The following is a 14,856-nucleotide window of genomic DNA, read 5'->3' as shown; positions in this document are numbered from 1 at the left end:
TTGTCCATGAAGATGCGGATGCGGAATGTGTTGCCTGTGCTACTGGCGATGCTGGTGGCGGCTTGTAGTGATCCTCGTCAGGAAGTCACGGAACAGCTGACAAATCAGGTGTTGCTGCCGGCTCATGAAAAGTGGCATGGCAGTAATGCGGCGTTGCTGGTGGCGACAGAAGGATTTTGCGCGGGTGAACTGGACGTATCCGCGTTGGAGCAGGCGTTCTATCGCACTCTGCAGCAATGGTCTTATCTGCAACCGTTGATGATTGGTCCGATGGCAGAGGGCAATCGTAGCTGGCAGGTCCAGTTCTGGCCGGACAAGCGCAACATGGTGGCCCGTCAGGTAGAAGACCTGTTGGCCGCCGCTTCGCCACTCAGCCAGGAGGCCCTGGAGGGCGCCAGTGTGGTGGTGCAGGGATTGAGCGCTTTCGAGTATGTGGTGTTTGATGAAGCGGTGGACCTGACCAGCCAGGGTGATCGTTATTGCCCATTGCTGACCGGCATCGCGCGTCATCAGCAAGCGTTGTCAGGGGAGGTGCTCTCCCTCTGGGCGGGTTCAGAAGGCATGACTGTCATGCTGACAGCGTTTCCCAATGCGCGTTTCGCCTCTGCCGATGAAGCACTTGGCAGCATCCTGCGCACCCAGATCACCGCTGTGGATGTGCTGAAGAAGAAACTGGGTGTCCCCATGGGGCGGTTGAATCAGGGGGTGGCTCAGCCCTGGCAGGCGGAAGCCTGGCGGAGCCAGCATTCTGCGGGCAATTTGCAAGCGTCATTGTCAGGCGCCCAGGCGGTCTGGGAGCGAGTGCGATCGCTGGTGGCCAGTGCGGATCTGGTGACCCGGATCGATGCTGCCTACCAGGACACCGGGAAAAAGCTGGCAGCGCTGCCGGCACCGTTGGTCACGCTTGTGCAGGAGCCGGAGCAGCAATCACAGCTTCAGTCGCTGTACGACAGCCTGGATAATCTGGAGACCCTGCAGCAGGTGGAACTGGCCAGGGATCTGGGTATCCAGATTGGGTTTAATGCCAATGATGGCGATTGAATCAGTGGCGAGTTTCGAGTTGCGAAAATCAAAAGCGTAAAAGCCTGTCCCGTTTAGCGAATCCGGGTTTTCTCTTCGAAACTCGAAACTCGAAACTCGAAACTCGCTTCGCGCCGGCTTCTGAATACTTCTGCAATTGCCGATTCTGGTGAGGGTGCCATGACTCTGACACGACGACATCTTCTTGGCATGGGTGCGGCCCTCGGTGGTGTGGCGGCCCTGGGCGGTTGGGCGTTCTGGCAAGGGAAAGGGCAGTCGCCGTTGTTGTTGTCCGCCCGTAATGACGACGCTGGAAAACATTATTGCACTGGTTATTTTCTCGATGGGAAACGGGCGTTTGCCACGCCGGTGGCGGAGCGTTGTCATGATGTGGCTCGCCATCCTTTTCTGCCCCTGGCACTGTTTGTTGGCCGCCGACCTGCTCGTGAAAGTTACCTGATTGATTTACGCGATGGCGGTTTGCTACAGATCGTGCGGGGGCAGCCGCAACGGCATTTTTATGGCCATGCGGTTTTCCATGGCGCAGGGGAATGGCTCTATGCCACCGAAAACGATCTGAATGAGCCCGGTCGTGGTGTGCTGGGTCGTTACCGGCTTGATCAAGGTAACTTGCAGTTGGTGCATGAAGGTGAAGTGCCTACCCATGGCGTGGGGCCACACCAGTTGGCCTGGATGCCGGATGGTGAGTCCCTGGTGGTGGCCAACGGGGGGATTCGTACCGAAGGCAGCCGTGAGAAAACCAACCTCCACAGTATGTCGCCGAGCCTGGTGGTAATGGATCGCCACGGCGAGCTGCATAGCAAGGAAACTCTGCAGCATTCACAAAGCAGTATTCGCCACCTGGCTGTCGCCAGCGATGGCACGATCATCACCGGACAGCAGTATCAGGGAGAGGCCTGGGAGACAGTGCCGTTATTGGCGGTGAAGCGTCCAGAGCAGCCTTATCAGCCTTTCCCTGTAGGGGCTTCGCAATTGGCGATGATGGATCAGTACACGGCGAGCATAGCCATTCATGGCGAGCGCCGGCAGGTGGCGATGACGGCGCCGCGCGGCAACCGTTTTTTCGTTTGGGATCTGGATACGGCCGAGACTCTTGTGGATGTGCCCATGGAAGATTGTGCCGGGGTCGGTGTGGCGGGCGACGGGTTCGCCGTCACGTCCGGCCAGGGCCGCTGTCGCTACTTCAGCTATCAAGACGGCCAGGTCGCCAGCCACTGGCTGGACCTGCCGGGCGGCTGGTGGGATAACCATCTGCGGTTGGGGTAGGGGCGAGGCTCGAGTAACGAGTTTCGAGTTGCGAAAATCAAAGGCGTAAAAGAAAACACTTTGGCTTTCAGTTGGAGCGGGTTTTGCTCTTCGAAACTCGAAACTCGAAACTCGAAACTCGAAACTCGAAACTCGAAACTCGAAACTCGTTTTTACGTCCCGCAGAACGTAGCGCACACCACCTCATCCTCCTTCGGCGGCTGCACGTAGGGATCATCGCTGTCCCGTTCCGCATAGGGATCGGCCAGCGCGAAGAGCAGGGATTCGACCACGCTGAGGTCGCCATCTTCTGCTGCGCGTAGCGCTTTTTCTACTTGATGATTACGCGGAATCACGGCCGGGTTGCTGTTGCGCATCAGTTCCCAGGCGTGGTCGTGCGCTTGCGGATCGCGATCCAGCCGGTTCAGCCAGCGGTTATGCCAGGCCGTAAAGGCGTCATTGTCATAAGGTTGCCCCTGCAGCGGCTTTCCTCCAATCAGGCTGCGGAAGGTGTTGGTGAAATCTGCCTTGTGCAGTTGCATCAGAGCCAGCAAGTCTTTTGCCAGTGTCTCATCCCCGGCGTCACTGCCAGTCAATCCCAGTTTGCTTCGCATCATGGCCAGCCAGCTGGCATCGTAGCGGGCACTGAATGCCTTGAGTCGTTCGGTGGCGATCTCTACTGCGCTGTCTACGTCGTCGTCCATGCGGGTAAGCAGGGTTTCCGCGAAGCGCCCCAGGTTCCATTGGGTGATGCCGGGCTGGCTGCCATAGGCATAGCGGCCTTGCTGGTCGATGGAACTGAAGACGGTATTTTCATCGTACTGATCCATGAAGGCGCAGGGGCCGTAATCAATGGTCTCTCCGCTGAGTGTCACGTTGTCGGTATTAAGCACGCCATGAATGAAGCCCACCCGCATCCAGTGAGTGACCAGTGCGATCTGTTTATCGATGACGGCATCCAGTAACGCCAGCGCGGGGTTGTCGCTGTCCTGTTTTTCCGGGTAGTGACGCTCAAGGGTGTAGCGGATAAGCGTATCCATTAACGCGCTGTCTTGTTGCGCGGCAGCGTACTGGAAGGTTCCCACTCGCAGGTGAGAGGCGGCGACACGGGTAAGCACTGCTCCCGGCAAGGGTTGTTCCCGGTAAACCGGTTCACCGCTTGAGACGACAGCCAGGCTGCGGGTGGTAGGAATGCCAAGCGCGTGCATGGCTTCGCTGATCACATATTCACGCAACATGGGGCCAAGGGCAGCGCGCCCGTCGCCCCCCCGTGAGAAAGGAGTGCGTCCGGCCCCTTTCAGCTGGATGTCCAGCCTGCGCCCGTCGGGCGCTATCTGCTCACCCAGCAAAATGGCGCGCCCATCACCTAGCATGGTCAGGCGGCCGAACTGGTGTCCCGCATAGGCCTGGGCCAGCGGCATGCTGCCGGGAAGTTGATGGTTACCGCTGAAACAGTCCGGGCGTTGTGCCAGTGTGGGGGCATCCAGCCCCAGTTCAGTGGCCAGAGCCGTATTGAACAGCACCATGGCAGGGGTGCTGACAGCTTGCGGATCGCACGGGGAAAACAGGGCTTCTGGTAGCCGGGAATAGCTGTTGTCGAACTGGAAACCGAAGGACTGACTCATGGACGCTCCGCCACGATAACTGGAGTGCCACAGGGTAACAGAGCTGGTTGGGAGGCGCAGGCGTCAGCCTTGTTTGACTGGCCTGCGGATGCTTACATGCCGCTATCTTTCATGGCGGTGTCTGCCCCCTGGAACAGGCCCAGCACTTCTTCACCAACCAGAACAATGACGGCAACAGCGGCGATAGAAATCAGTGATGCAACGATGGCGTACTCGACCATGGTGGCACCACTTTCTTCCTGCAGGAATCGGGTAATCAAGGTTTTCATGTAAGCCTCCGGTTATTCCTTTAACCCTGGGTCAATTCCAGCATGGACCGCTTGAACGCATTTCACCAGTTTGGCTGTCGGCTGACCCTAGAGGGGGCCGCCGACAGGGGCAGCGGCACCGGGTTTATTCTTGCGGATTGACGCACTCGGCCCGAGATGCATCCTGCTGGCAGCGTACCTTGCGCAGCAGGCTCATCATGTCCTTGTTGTAAACGCCATCTTTGGTGAGGGCAATGCGGGCCTCGCGCATCATCTGGTCGTAACGCAGCGTGTCGGCCTCGGGGATGCGGATCCACCATTTGTCATCGATTTCGCTGCTGGAGTTGTCGATCAGCTTCATGGCGCGGTCAAACTGGCCAAACATGAACTGGCGGGATTGCTGACCGAAGCCGTCCGGGAAGCGGTCCTTGCGAATGATTACCTGGGCGCTCAGCTGACCGAGCACGTAATCCAGGATGCCGCCGCTGGGGGCCATGCCTTTGTAGAGTTCCAGAGCGGAATAACCCATTACCGGGGCAAAGCAGATATCCACGGAGCCATTGTTGAAGCGGGTAGAGAAGTTGGTGATATCTGACATGACCGGAGACATGCCCACTCGTGAGGCCATGTTGGCCTGGGCGCTGTCGTACTCCAGAACGGCGATGGATTTACCGGCCAGCTCTTCCACGGTGTCAATTTCCTTGTCCTTGAGGAACAGGAAGGCCGCGCCAAGGGGGAACACGCCGCCCACTTCATAGGGGCCAGACACCAGATGCTGGTCCACTTTGCCACTGGCCAGTACCGCGATCACGGTTTGCATGGCGTCGTAGTTGGGGATGGCGCCGATGGAATCCATGCTGCCGGTGTAGCTGTTGAACTGGCGACCGCGGATGCCGGTGAGAACAGCGGCATCACACTGGTTGGCCTTGAGATCTTCAGAGGCGATCTTTTCGTCAGTGTAGGGCTTGAGTTCCACATCCACCCCCCAGGCCAGGGCGGCGGTCTTGTAATCTTTCATCATGTTGTAGGTGTCGCCACTGGCGCCGATGATGTCGAATACGCAGAAGGTACGCTCCACCGCCGCGAAAGCGGTACTGCTGAGCGTCAGCGCAGCGGCGGCACTCAATGCCTGAAACACTTTTTTTGTTTTGCTCATGGGACTCTCCCGTTAATTGCGGTACAGATATCGAAGTCGCAGCCAGAGCTGCAAAAAATGATGAAATGCATTTTGTTGGGTAAACAGAAAGGGCGCTGTAGTGTCCTTGTTGTGCGCTATCTAACGAATTGTGTCCTTTGTAGAGGTAGTGTTATTACTGACGCGTTGTTCACGTGTGGCAGAGGGATGGACAATTTGTCATCTGGGCAGATCGGAGAAGTCTGGTAGTGTGGTTATAAGGATATTCCTACAGGAGATATCGAATGGAGTTTGACCCCTTCCTGCTGGCGCGCCTGCAGTTTGCCGCCAACATCAGCTTTCACATTCTGTTTCCGACCATCACCATTGGTCTGTGCTGGGTGTTGTTCTACTTTCGCCTGCGCTACACCCTGTCCGGCGACAAGGCCTGGGAATATGCCTATTTTTTCTGGGTGAAAATTTTTGCCTTGAGTTTCGCGCTTGGGGTGGTGTCCGGCATTACCATGAGTTTTCAGTTCGGCACCAACTGGCCCGGATTCATGGAGAGGGCGGGTAACATCGCCGGGCCGCTGCTGGGTTATGAAGTGCTCACGGCGTTTTTTCTGGAGGCGTCTTTCCTCGGGATCATGTTGTTTGGCAAGGATCGCGTGTCCAATCGCACGCACCTGATTGCCACGGCGCTGGTGGCGGTGGGCACTTCGTTTTCGGCGTTCTGGATTCTGAGCCTGAATTCCTGGATGCAGACCCCCAGCGGTTATCGTATTGAGGATGGTGTGTTCTTTGTGAATAGCTGGTGGGAGGTCATCTTCAATCCCTCTTTCCCCTATCGTTTCGCCCACATGTTCAATGCCTCCCTGCTGACCGCCGCCTTCCTGATCATGGGCGTGAGTGCCTGGCGTGCGCTGAAAGGGGTGGATGGCCCGGCCACCTGGAAGGTCATGCGCACCGGGGCCCTGATGGCTGCCGTGTTGGCTCCACTGCAGGTGTGGATTGGCGATATGCACGGGCTCAATACCCTGGAGCATCAGCCTGCCAAGATAGCCGCCATGGAAGGGATTTGGGAAACCGAAAGCCATGCGCCCCTGACCCTGTTCGGCTTTCCGGATGAAGAGGCCCGTACTACTCACATGGCAATCAAGGTGCCCGGTCTTGCCAGCCTGATCCTGACCCATGAATGGGATGGCGAACTCAAAGGGCTAAATGAATTTGCAGGTGCCCACCCGCCGGTGGCACCGGTGTTCTGGTCATTCCGGGTGATGGTTGGGGTGGGCACACTGATGGTGTTGGTGGGCTGGTGGGCCCTGTGGCGGTTGTTTCGATCCCGGGAAGAAAACAGTAGCGCGCATCCGTGGTTATTGCGCACCCTGTCGGTGATGACGTTCTCCGGTTGGGTGGCGGTGCTGGCGGGCTGGTACGTTACCGAGATCGGGCGCCAGCCGTGGATTGTGGATGGTTTGCTGCGCACTGCTGAGGTGGTGGCCGATCACAGTAGTGCCACTGTCGCCGGCACCCTGTTTGGCTATGTGCTGTTGTATGCCTTCCTGCTGGTGTCCTATATCGCCGCATTGCGCTATCTGGCCACCAAGCCGGCCCGCTCCCTGTCGTTGTCGCCACAACAGCAGGCCATGGCAGCAGAACGTAGCGAAGGAGATGCATGATGGATCTTGGATACTGGTTACCGTTATTTTTCGCCGGCGCCATGGGACTGGCGCTGTTGATCTATGTGGTGCTGGATGGCTACGACCTGGGCATTGGTATGTTGTTGCCGTTTGCCTCCGATCAGGAAAAGGATGTGATGGTGGCGGCCATCGGCCCGTTCTGGGATGCCAATGAAACCTGGATCGTGCTCGGGGTGGGCATCTTGCTGATTGCCTTCCCGCAGGCCCACGGCATTGTGCTGACTTCGCTTTATCTGCCCGTGACTATCATGCTCATGGGGTTGATTCTCCGAGGGGTGTCATTCGACTTTCGGGTCAAGGCCGGGGACCAGCACAAGGCCATGTGGAACCGGCTGTTTGCTATTGGTTCACTGGTCGCTTCGGTTTGCCAGGGCTGGATGTTGGGCGCCTATGTCACGGGCCTGACCGGTGATACCACCAGTACACTGTTTGCCGTGCTGATAGGTCTGGCGCTGCCTGCGCTTTATATCATGCTGGGTGCGGCCTGGTTGCTGATCAAGACCGAAGGCGAGTTGTTCCGTAAGGCGGCTCATTGGGGGCGGCTTGCGGTGTGGCCCATGGGGGGCTTTCTGCTGCTGGTGTCTATTGCTACGCCGCTGGTGAGCGAGACCATCGCTGCCAAATGGTTCACGCTCCCCAACGCTATTGGCCTGATGCCGATTCCCATTGCCACCGGGCTGGCGTACGCCGGGTTGATCTGGATCTTCAACAGCCGTCAGATTCTCGACAATGGCTATGGCTGGCTGGCGTTCCTGGCGCTGATCGTGATCTGCGTGCTGGCCAGTATCGGTCTTGCCTACAGTCTGTTCCCGGATGTAGTGCTGGGGCAGCTGTCTATCTGGGATGCGGCTTCCGCGACCGAGTCTCTGCTGTTTACCTTCTGGGGTGCGGTGATCGCTCTGCCGATGATTCTTGGATATACCTTCTACATTTACCGGGTGTTCCGCGGCAAGGCGACTCATCTCAGTTACGAGTAAGGCGGGTGTTATCCGACTATCGGTCGGCTGCCTGGTACGGACGTGGTCCTGCCAGGCTGTTATCGATGGCGAAAGTGCCATAATGGCGAGACAAGGTGTGAACCAGGTCACGCAAAATAATGAAAAAGAAGCCTGCAGCCTTAGTAGCGGTATATCGATTGCTCGACTGGAGCGACAGGGACAAGTGTTTACTGTTGTCTGTGCTCCTGTGGGGCTATATGAGTTTTGTTTTCCTCTGGCACCTTTTCACGATTCATCTCACTGAGTTTGCGGATCGCTTCGTCTCCACAGAAGGGGCGGAGGTCATGACGCAGGTGATGTTGTTCAATCAAGCTGGCTGGCTGGTGTTGGTCGTCTGGGGGATGTTGTTACGTCGGACTCAACGTCACTCGGTTCTTTATCCTCCGTTCTTCATGTCGTTTTTCAGTGTGGCCTTCTTGCTCCTGGGCTGGACATTCGGACTCTATAGCCCCATGACCGGTATGGTGCTGGTGGGGGCTCCTCTGGTGGGTTTTATCCTGTTTGGGTTTCAGCGTGTGGCCTGGAATTTTGCCTTCACGGTGTTGGTGGTGTTGTTGTTGGCCTGGCTGTCGGTGCAAGGCTATAGCGTTCATGCCATTTATTTTATCAAGTACCCGATCTCTCAGGAGCTGCTGTCGTATTACTGGATTGGCAGCACGGTGGCGTTCATGGCGCCGTTTATCACTGTAGTGATCGTGCTGGTGGCCTTGTTGCTGGGGCGTTGGGTTCGACGTGAGGCGCAGGTTCGCGACCAGGCCCTGCACGACCCATTGACGGGGCTTGCCAATCGTCGTGAGCTGTTTAGCCGTTTTGGTTTTGAGCTGGCGCGGGCGCGTCGTAACGGCCAGCCGTTGAGTGTTTGCCTGCTGGATCTGGATCACTTCAAGCGAATCAATGATACCCATGGTCATGCTGTGGGTGATGAGGTGCTGGTGCGTGTGGCTGAGGTGCTGCGCGGATGCCTACGCGAGACCGATACCGTTGGCCGTATCGGTGGGGAAGAATTCGTGTTACTGCTGCCGGAAACCGATCATGCCGGTGCCGCACGGGGCATCGAGCGGTGCCGTACAACCATTGAGCGTTCGCCGGTGAGCCTGGCTTGTGGCGAGTTGCTGTCATTTTCTGCCAGCTTTGGTGTGGTGCTGTGGCAGGCGGACGATGAAGCTGATGAGCATGCCTTGATTGCCCGGGCGGATGAGATGCTCTATCGCGCCAAAACGGCCGGACGTAACCGGGTTGAGTTCTGGTCCGATCCGGCCGTTGCTCCCTGTTGATGTTTTTTCAGAATGATCTTGCCAGCAGGTCATTAATGGCACGGGCGAACACAACCGGCGAATCCTCCTGCAGAAAATGGCCTCCCACGAGTGTTTGATGCGGCTGCCCTGCGGCTCCGGGTATGCGCTCTTGCATGTATTTATCTCCGCCACGTGTAATCGGGTCGCCATTGCTGAACGTGGTCAGGAAAGGCTTTTTCCAGGTTTCCAGTATTCGCCATGCTGATCGATTCGCCTCAGTTGCTGGATCATCCGGAGTAACCGGTACCAGCTTGGGGAAAGCACGCGCCCCGGCCTTGTATTGGCGGTTTGGAAAAGGGGCGTCGTAGGCGCGGCGCTCGTCCGGGCCCAGCTTGCGAAACGTGGCGGAATTGATAATGCGGGAGACGGGAAAAATGGGGCTGTAGATGGCAAAGTTTTTCCATAACTGGAATGCGGCGGGAACCTTCTGGTCGCCAGTGGGCAGCATGCCGTTGCCGACCACAATCGCGCGGAAACGGTCCGGGTTTTCCGCCGCCAGCCGTAATCCCAGCAAAGAGCCCCAATCCTGGCAAACCAGGGTGATGTTGCTGAGTTGCAGTTGATCCAGCAGTGACAGCAGCCAGTCCATGTGGCTCTGGTAGCTATAGGCATTGATGTCAGTGGGCTTGTCGGACTTGCCGAAGCCAATCAGGTCCGGGGCGATGACACGGTGTCCGGCTGCGGCACAGATGGGGATCATGTGCCGGTAGAGATAGGACCAGGATGGCTCTCCATGCAGCATCAGGATGGGGGCCGCATCAGCCGGGCCTTCATCAAGGTAATGCATTCGCAGCCCTCCCACATCCGCATAGTGGGGTGTGAATGGGTAGTCGAGCAGTCGTTCAAATCGGCTGTCGGGAGTGCGCAGATAATCCATGGTGACTCCTGGTAACGTTGGCCTGACTATTGTTGCCACAGGTGGGCCGGTCATTACAGGCCGAAGTGCCTGCCGATTTGCTGATCAGTTGCGATGGTAGCGCTTGAGGAGGAGAAGGCATTTCGCTACTGTGGCCAGCCTTCCCGCTTTCCGGAGACGCCCCTTTTCGTCCCGGCTTTTGGATACAAGACTATGTGGATCAAGAACCTGATTGTGTATCTGGGCGATGAGCCCTTTTCTTTCTCTGTGGCGGAGCTGGATGAGATTCTTTCCAGCAATCGTTGCCAGCCTTGTGGTAGCCAGACCTTGCGCTCTGAGGGCTTCGTGCCGCCCCTGAAAGGCCAGGACCCCATGGCGTATGCCGTGGATGGCTTCATCTACTGCACCTATCAGGAAACCTCCCGCCTGTTGCCCGGCCCGGTGATCAAGGAACTGCTGGATGAGAAGGTGGAGTACATTCAGGAAGAGGAAGGGCGCAAGGTGGGCCGCAAGGAAAAAGCGGAGCTGAAGGAGCAGATCACCTTTGAGCTGATGCCCCGTGCCTTCACCCGCTCCCGGCGCACCAATCTGATCATCGACACCCAGCGCAAACGGGTGCTGGTGGACGCCTCCTCCGCCACTCGCGCCGAGGAAGTGGTGGCCTGTTTGCGTAAGGCGATCGGCACCTTGCCGGTGGCGTACCCGGCACCCAATTCAGCCCCTTACACCAGCTTCAGCAACTGGCTGCGTGACACCAAGTTGCTGCCTGAAGGATTCACCCTGGGGGACCGGTGTGAACTGAAGGGGACCAAGGATGAAGGGGCGGCGGTGAAATTCACTGCGGTGGACCTGGGTCAGGAAGAAATTCTTGCCCATCTGGAAACCGGCATGGTGGTCACACGCATCAACCTGGCCTGGCAGGACAATCTTGAGCTGGATGTGAATGACAAGCTGGAGATCAAGCGCATCAAGGCGCTGGATCTGCTGCAGGAAAATATCGACAGCCTGGATGCCGATGATGCAGTGGCCGAACTGGAGGCGCGGATCAGCTTGCAGGGAAGTGTGCTGCGTGAGGCGCTGGATGGGTTGTTTGGGTATTTCGAGGTGAATCCGGCGTAACGGCAGGTACAAGCTTCAAGCTTCAAGCTGCAACGCGGCATCGAGGTTTTATTGGGCTGTATTGACGAGGCCGCGTCCGGAATCCGGGCGCGGCCTCGGTCGTTATTCAGAGGCTCCTCGATAAAGCAAAAAACCTGACCCAGGTTGGGCGGTTTGGCTTTTCGGTTGCGGGGCAAGGCTGACGCCAGATGTCCGGGCGCGTCGCCACATCGTTTAGTGAACGCTTGCCCGCTAGTCGTGGATGTCCTCGTCGTCGTCCTCTTCCTTGTGCTGCTTCACCGTTGATTCTTCGGTGCACGAGGGGTTGTGGAGGAAGGTTTCGGTCACATCCAGATACCCCAGATGAGACAGGGTGCGACGGCCCAGTAGTACCGGGTAGATCATGTCTGAGCGATCGTTGAGGGTGAACTGTTCTTCATAGACGGTATTGCCCATGCATAACTTCATGAGCACGACAGGGCGACGGTCCTCTCCTCCTGCGCCTCGAATCAGCACTTTTCTGTGGCGGGGCTTTTCAAAGGTTTTTGATACCACTTTCCCACTGTCCAGGTCCTTCACATTGACAGTGAAACGCACCCACTTGTCGCCGTCTTTTTCAAAAATGGTGACGTCGGTGGCATGCAGGGAAGAGGTCAGCGCGCCACTGTCCAGCTTGGCTTTCAGCTTGACGCCCCAGGGCATCAAGGTGGTTTGCTCCACCCAGCCGAACACATTCTTGCTCTCTTCAGCCTTGCGGGCCATGGCTTGACTGGTGCTGCACAGCAGGAAGAGTGAGATCAGGGCGACAACGGTTTTTTGCATGCTTTCCTCTTAACCGGATTGAGAATGGTTGGCCATTGTGACCGTTGCCGCACGGGCATGTTCCCCGGCAGGCCGGTTGAGCCAATCGCCAGCGGGACTATTTAACGGTTTTTTGCACAGGGTACCATTCCTCTCTGATTCGGGTTGGACCGAAATGAACGAATGCGGAGTGCAATCATGACAGAAAAGCTCTCTCCCCCGGCATTGAGCCTGTTGCTGGGTGAAAGCCGTGCCATGCTGGCCTATGGCCGCTATTTGCTGAAAGGCCTGGATCACCGGCGGTTGCCGCTGGGGAATGGCCAGCCGGTGTTGGTCCTGCCTGGGTTTGGGGCCAGCGATGTGAGCACCCGGCCATTACGGCGAGGGCTGGCGCGGCTGGGGTATACCAGCTATGGCTGGGCCCAGGGCACCAATACCGGCATGAACCGGCAGAGGCGGGAAATGCTGGTGACCCAGTTGCAGGCGATCCATGCCCGTCATGGTCAACCAGTGGCACTGGTGGGCTGGAGTCTGGGGGGCGTATTTGCCCGAGAGTTGGCGCGGGTCTTCCCGGATCAGGTCAGCCAGGTATTCACCCTTGGCAGCCCCATTAATGGTGACCCGGATGCCAATAATGTCAGTGCGCTATTCAGACTGTTGAATCCCAAACATCGCAATCCCGACCGGGAGGCGTTCTTTGATCGTATCAACGCTCCGCCTGTGTACTGTACTGCTATCTACACCCGTCAGGATGGCATTGTGAGCTGGCAGTGCTGTCTGGAAAATGACGGGCCGCTCACCGAGAACGTGGAAGTGACAGGTACCCATGTCGGGTTGCCATGGAATCCACAGGTGCTGGCGGTCATCGCCGAACGTCTGGCAAGAAGGTCAACAGGAGAATGCAATGCGTGAGATCAAACCCGGTCGTTACCGCCATTACAAGGGTAACGACTATCAGGTCATTGGGTTGGCCACCCACTCCGAGACCGAAGAGACACTGGTGGTCTACTACCCGCTGTACGGTAACCGTGACCTGTGGGTGCGGCCACTGGCCATGTTTGCCGAGACCGTGGAAAAGGAGGGTGAGGTCATTCCGCGCTTTGCGTGGGTGGGGGAGTAAGTTCAAAGTTCAAAGTTTAAAAGCCTGCTTCAAGGGAGGGCTTGGCCTTGGGCGGTGTGTGCGTCTGCGTACAGATGGGGTCGCGCGGGCAGTGCCTTTCAGGAGAAGGGGCATTTGCCGCGCTTTTGAACTTTAAACTTTAAACTTTCAACTCCGGCAGCTGCTACAATGCCCCCTCAACACCGGAGCTGATTCCCATGTCCACCTTTGCCGATCTCAATCTCCACGAGCGCCTGGTGCGCGCCCTGTCCGAAATGGACATCACCGAGCCGACCCCGGTGCAGGCGTCTGCCATTCCTGAAGCGCTGACAGGGCATGATCTGCGGGTGATTGCCCGTACCGGTAGCGGCAAGACTGCGGCCTTCCTGCTGCCCTTGCTGCACGGCCTGTTGCAGCATTCCCGCCCCCGTACAGATACTCGTGCCCTGATCCTGCTGCCCACCCGTGAGTTGGCACAGCAGACCCTCAAACAGGTAGAGGCACTGGCGCGATACACCTTTATCAAGGCGGAACTGGTTACCGGTGGTGAAGACTTCAAGGTGCAGGCGGCGAATATGCGCCGTAACCCGGAAATCCTGATCGGTACTCCCGGGCGGCTGATCGAGCATCTGGAGGCCGGCAATCTGCTGCTGGGTGATCTGGAAGTGCTGGTGCTGGATGAGTCTGACCGCATGCTGGATATGGGCTTCAGTGACGATGTGCTGCGTCTGGCAGCACTGTGCCCGGCAGAACGGCAGACCCTGCTGTTCTCTGCCACCCGGGGCGGCAATGCCATGGATCGGGTAGTGGAGAATGTACTGCGCGAGCCAAAGTTCCTGCTGCTCGATACCGTGCGCGACCTGAATGAATCCATTCAGCAGCAAATCATTACGGCTGACGATGTGGCGCACAAGGAGCGTCTGGTGCAGTGGCTTCTGGCCCATGAAACCTATGACAAGGCGGTGATCTTCACCAATACCCGTGAGCAGGCGGATCGTCTCGGTGGCGTGCTGCGGGCAACCAGCCACAAGGTATTTGTGCTGCACGGAGAGAAAGACCAGAAAGAGCGCAAGCTGGCCATGGACCGGCTCAAGGATGGTGGCGTTCGGGTGCTGGTCGCCACCGACGTTGCCGCCCGCGGTATTCATGTGGAAGGCCTGGATCTGGTGATCAATTTTGATATGCCTCGCAGCGGCGATGAGTATGTTCACCGTATCGGCCGTACCGGTCGTGTGGGTGGTGAAGGCACGGCAATTTCACTGATTGCAGCCCATGAATGGAACCTGATGGCGAGCATTCAGCGCTACCTGCGTCAGCAGTTTGATTTCCGCATTGTGGAAGAGCTGAAAGGCAAATTCCTGGGGCCGAAGAAACTCAAGTCCAATGGCAAGGCAGCGGGCAGCAAAAAGAAAAAAATCAAGAAAAAGACTGATGCCAAGAAGGGTGGCAAGAAGCCCCTGAAGAAGGTTTCGGCGAAAAAATCCGCAGGGCCTCGCAGCAGCAGACCTGCCGCACCGGATACCCAGGGTGGCTTTGCTACTGTGAAAAAGCGCAAGAACCCAGGCCCAATTGATTAATTGCTGCGAGTTAGTTGCGAGTTACGAGGAGCGAGTTTCGAAAAGCAAAACCCCAACCCCGAGCCTGGTCGTGTTTGAGGATTTTCGAAACTCGTTACTCGAAACTCGCTGGTTAAATCCATACCTCGCCAAGGCTCGCATTGCTTGGCGTATATCGAT

14 protein-coding genes are annotated in these 14,856 nt (G+C 57.5%); 9 read left to right on the top strand and 5 right to left on the bottom strand.

Annotated elements, in window-relative coordinates; genetic code table 11:
• The first annotated feature begins 6 nt into the window (after nucleotides 1-6).
• Together Y5S_RS08995 and Y5S_RS08990 are read left to right on the top strand one after the other, a co-directional pair.
• The gene (locus Y5S_RS08995; protein ID WP_052041488.1) at nucleotides 7-1,041 is read left to right on the top strand and encodes an imelysin family protein; all 1,035 of its coding nucleotides are present in this window, start codon (nucleotides 7-9) and stop codon (nucleotides 1,039-1,041) included.
• A 159-nt stretch (nucleotides 1,042-1,200) separates the two neighbouring features.
• Nucleotides 1,201-2,307, top strand: a complete 1,107-nt coding sequence (locus tag Y5S_RS08990) for a DUF1513 domain-containing protein (RefSeq protein WP_197055120.1) — start codon at nucleotides 1,201-1,203, stop codon at nucleotides 2,305-2,307.
• Nucleotides 2,308-2,459: 152 nt separating this feature from the next.
• On the opposite strand, the gene Y5S_RS08985 is transcribed toward Y5S_RS08990, so the two are convergent.
• From Y5S_RS08985 to Y5S_RS08975, 3 genes are all read right to left on the bottom strand, one after another.
• Nucleotides 2,460-3,911: a protein adenylyltransferase SelO gene (locus tag Y5S_RS08985; protein WP_035232334.1), complete on the bottom strand. Its 1,452-nt coding sequence runs from the start codon at nucleotides 3,909-3,911 to the stop codon at nucleotides 2,460-2,462.
• Nucleotides 3,912-4,003: 92 nt separating this feature from the next.
• Nucleotides 4,004-4,180, bottom strand: coding sequence for a Flp family type IVb pilin (locus tag Y5S_RS08980; protein WP_035232332.1), 177 nt, complete (start codon nucleotides 4,178-4,180; stop codon nucleotides 4,004-4,006).
• Between the two features lie 124 nt (nucleotides 4,181-4,304).
• The gene (locus Y5S_RS08975) at nucleotides 4,305-5,315 is read right to left on the bottom strand and encodes a putative solute-binding protein (RefSeq protein WP_035232330.1); all 1,011 of its coding nucleotides are present in this window, start codon (nucleotides 5,313-5,315) and stop codon (nucleotides 4,305-4,307) included.
• Nucleotides 5,316-5,578: 263 nt separating this feature from the next.
• Between Y5S_RS08975 and Y5S_RS08970 the strand changes: the two genes are divergently transcribed.
• From Y5S_RS08970 to Y5S_RS08960, 3 genes are all read left to right on the top strand, one after another.
• Nucleotides 5,579-6,952 carry a cytochrome ubiquinol oxidase subunit I gene (locus Y5S_RS08970; protein ID WP_035232329.1) on the top strand — a complete coding sequence of 458 codons (1,374 nt, stop codon included), beginning with the start codon at nucleotides 5,579-5,581 and terminating at the stop codon, nucleotides 6,950-6,952.
• Nucleotides 6,949-7,950: a cytochrome d ubiquinol oxidase subunit II gene (locus Y5S_RS08965; protein ID WP_231552658.1), complete on the top strand. Its 1,002-nt coding sequence runs from the start codon at nucleotides 6,949-6,951 to the stop codon at nucleotides 7,948-7,950. Before Y5S_RS08970 ends, Y5S_RS08965 begins: the two co-directional genes overlap by 4 nt.
• A gap of 305 nt (nucleotides 7,951-8,255) precedes the next feature.
• On the top strand, nucleotides 8,256-9,245 hold the full coding sequence (locus tag Y5S_RS08960; RefSeq protein ID WP_197055119.1) for a GGDEF domain-containing protein: 990 nt from the start codon (nucleotides 8,256-8,258) through the stop codon (nucleotides 9,243-9,245).
• A 7-nt stretch (nucleotides 9,246-9,252) separates the two neighbouring features.
• Here Y5S_RS08960 and Y5S_RS08955 read toward each other — a convergent pair whose 3' ends face one another.
• Nucleotides 9,253-10,143: a haloalkane dehalogenase gene (locus tag Y5S_RS08955; protein ID WP_035232325.1), complete on the bottom strand. Its 891-nt coding sequence runs from the start codon at nucleotides 10,141-10,143 to the stop codon at nucleotides 9,253-9,255.
• 192 nt (nucleotides 10,144-10,335) lie between these two features.
• On the opposite strand from Y5S_RS08955, the gene Y5S_RS08950 reads away from it, so the two are divergent.
• Nucleotides 10,336-11,241 (top strand): recombination-associated protein RdgC, encoded by a 906-nt coding sequence (locus Y5S_RS08950; protein WP_035232323.1) that lies wholly within the window; start codon nucleotides 10,336-10,338, stop codon nucleotides 11,239-11,241.
• A gap of 231 nt (nucleotides 11,242-11,472) precedes the next feature.
• Here the strand turns inward: Y5S_RS08950 and rloA3 are convergent, their stop codons facing one another.
• Nucleotides 11,473-12,042 carry a retropepsin-like aspartic peptidase RloA3 gene (gene rloA3 / locus Y5S_RS08945; RefSeq protein WP_035232322.1) on the bottom strand — a complete coding sequence of 190 codons (570 nt, stop codon included), beginning with the start codon at nucleotides 12,040-12,042 and terminating at the stop codon, nucleotides 11,473-11,475.
• Nucleotides 12,043-12,219: 177 nt separating this feature from the next.
• Between rloA3 and Y5S_RS08940 the strand changes: the two genes are divergently transcribed.
• The 3 genes from Y5S_RS08940 to Y5S_RS08930 all read left to right on the top strand — a co-directional run bounded on the left by Y5S_RS08940 (nucleotide 12,220) and on the right by Y5S_RS08930 (nucleotide 14,697).
• Nucleotides 12,220-12,933: an esterase/lipase family protein gene (locus Y5S_RS08940; protein ID WP_035232320.1), complete on the top strand. Its 714-nt coding sequence runs from the start codon at nucleotides 12,220-12,222 to the stop codon at nucleotides 12,931-12,933.
• A complete protein-coding gene (locus tag Y5S_RS08935) occupies nucleotides 12,926-13,141 on the top strand; it encodes a DUF1653 domain-containing protein (RefSeq protein WP_035232319.1) in 216 nt (71 codons plus the stop codon). Before Y5S_RS08940 ends, Y5S_RS08935 begins: the two co-directional genes overlap by 8 nt.
• Before the next feature lie 197 nt (nucleotides 13,142-13,338).
• Nucleotides 13,339-14,697 carry a DEAD/DEAH box helicase gene (locus Y5S_RS08930; protein WP_035232318.1) on the top strand — a complete coding sequence of 453 codons (1,359 nt, stop codon included), beginning with the start codon at nucleotides 13,339-13,341 and terminating at the stop codon, nucleotides 14,695-14,697.
• Nucleotides 14,698-14,856 lie beyond the last annotated feature (159 nt).

Source organism: Alcanivorax nanhaiticus (genome assembly GCF_000756665.1).
Classification (GTDB): Bacteria; Pseudomonadota; Gammaproteobacteria; order Pseudomonadales; family Alcanivoracaceae; genus Alcanivorax; species Alcanivorax nanhaiticus.
The sequence above is the reverse complement of the archived record's forward strand: the minus strand, read 5'-3'. Positions and strand labels throughout refer to the sequence as shown.

Coding starts and splice junctions, on each gene's coding strand:
- Y5S_RS08975 (WP_035232330.1), bottom strand. CDS start 5,315: ATGAGCAAAACAAAAAAAGTGTTTCAGGCATTGAGTGCCGCCGCTGCG.
- Y5S_RS08990 (WP_197055120.1), top strand. CDS start 1,201: ATGACTCTGACACGACGACATCTTCTTGGCATGGGTGCGGCCCTCGGT.
- Y5S_RS08955 (WP_035232325.1), bottom strand. CDS start 10,143: ATGGATTATCTGCGCACTCCCGACAGCCGATTTGAACGACTGCTCGAC.
- Y5S_RS08980 (WP_035232332.1), bottom strand. CDS start 4,180: ATGAAAACCTTGATTACCCGATTCCTGCAGGAAGAAAGTGGTGCCACC.
- Y5S_RS08965 (WP_231552658.1), top strand. CDS start 6,949: ATGATGGATCTTGGATACTGGTTACCGTTATTTTTCGCCGGCGCCATG.
- Y5S_RS08935 (WP_035232319.1), top strand. CDS start 12,926: ATGCGTGAGATCAAACCCGGTCGTTACCGCCATTACAAGGGTAACGAC.
- rloA3 (WP_035232322.1), bottom strand. CDS start 12,042: ATGCAAAAAACCGTTGTCGCCCTGATCTCACTCTTCCTGCTGTGCAGC.
- Y5S_RS08960 (WP_197055119.1), top strand. CDS start 8,256: ATGACGCAGGTGATGTTGTTCAATCAAGCTGGCTGGCTGGTGTTGGTC.
- Y5S_RS08940 (WP_035232320.1), top strand. CDS start 12,220: ATGACAGAAAAGCTCTCTCCCCCGGCATTGAGCCTGTTGCTGGGTGAA.
- Y5S_RS08950 (WP_035232323.1), top strand. CDS start 10,336: ATGTGGATCAAGAACCTGATTGTGTATCTGGGCGATGAGCCCTTTTCT.
- Y5S_RS08930 (WP_035232318.1), top strand. CDS start 13,339: ATGTCCACCTTTGCCGATCTCAATCTCCACGAGCGCCTGGTGCGCGCC.
- Y5S_RS08970 (WP_035232329.1), top strand. CDS start 5,579: ATGGAGTTTGACCCCTTCCTGCTGGCGCGCCTGCAGTTTGCCGCCAAC.
- Y5S_RS08985 (WP_035232334.1), bottom strand. CDS start 3,911: ATGAGTCAGTCCTTCGGTTTCCAGTTCGACAACAGCTATTCCCGGCTA.
- Y5S_RS08995 (WP_052041488.1), top strand. CDS start 7: ATGAAGATGCGGATGCGGAATGTGTTGCCTGTGCTACTGGCGATGCTG.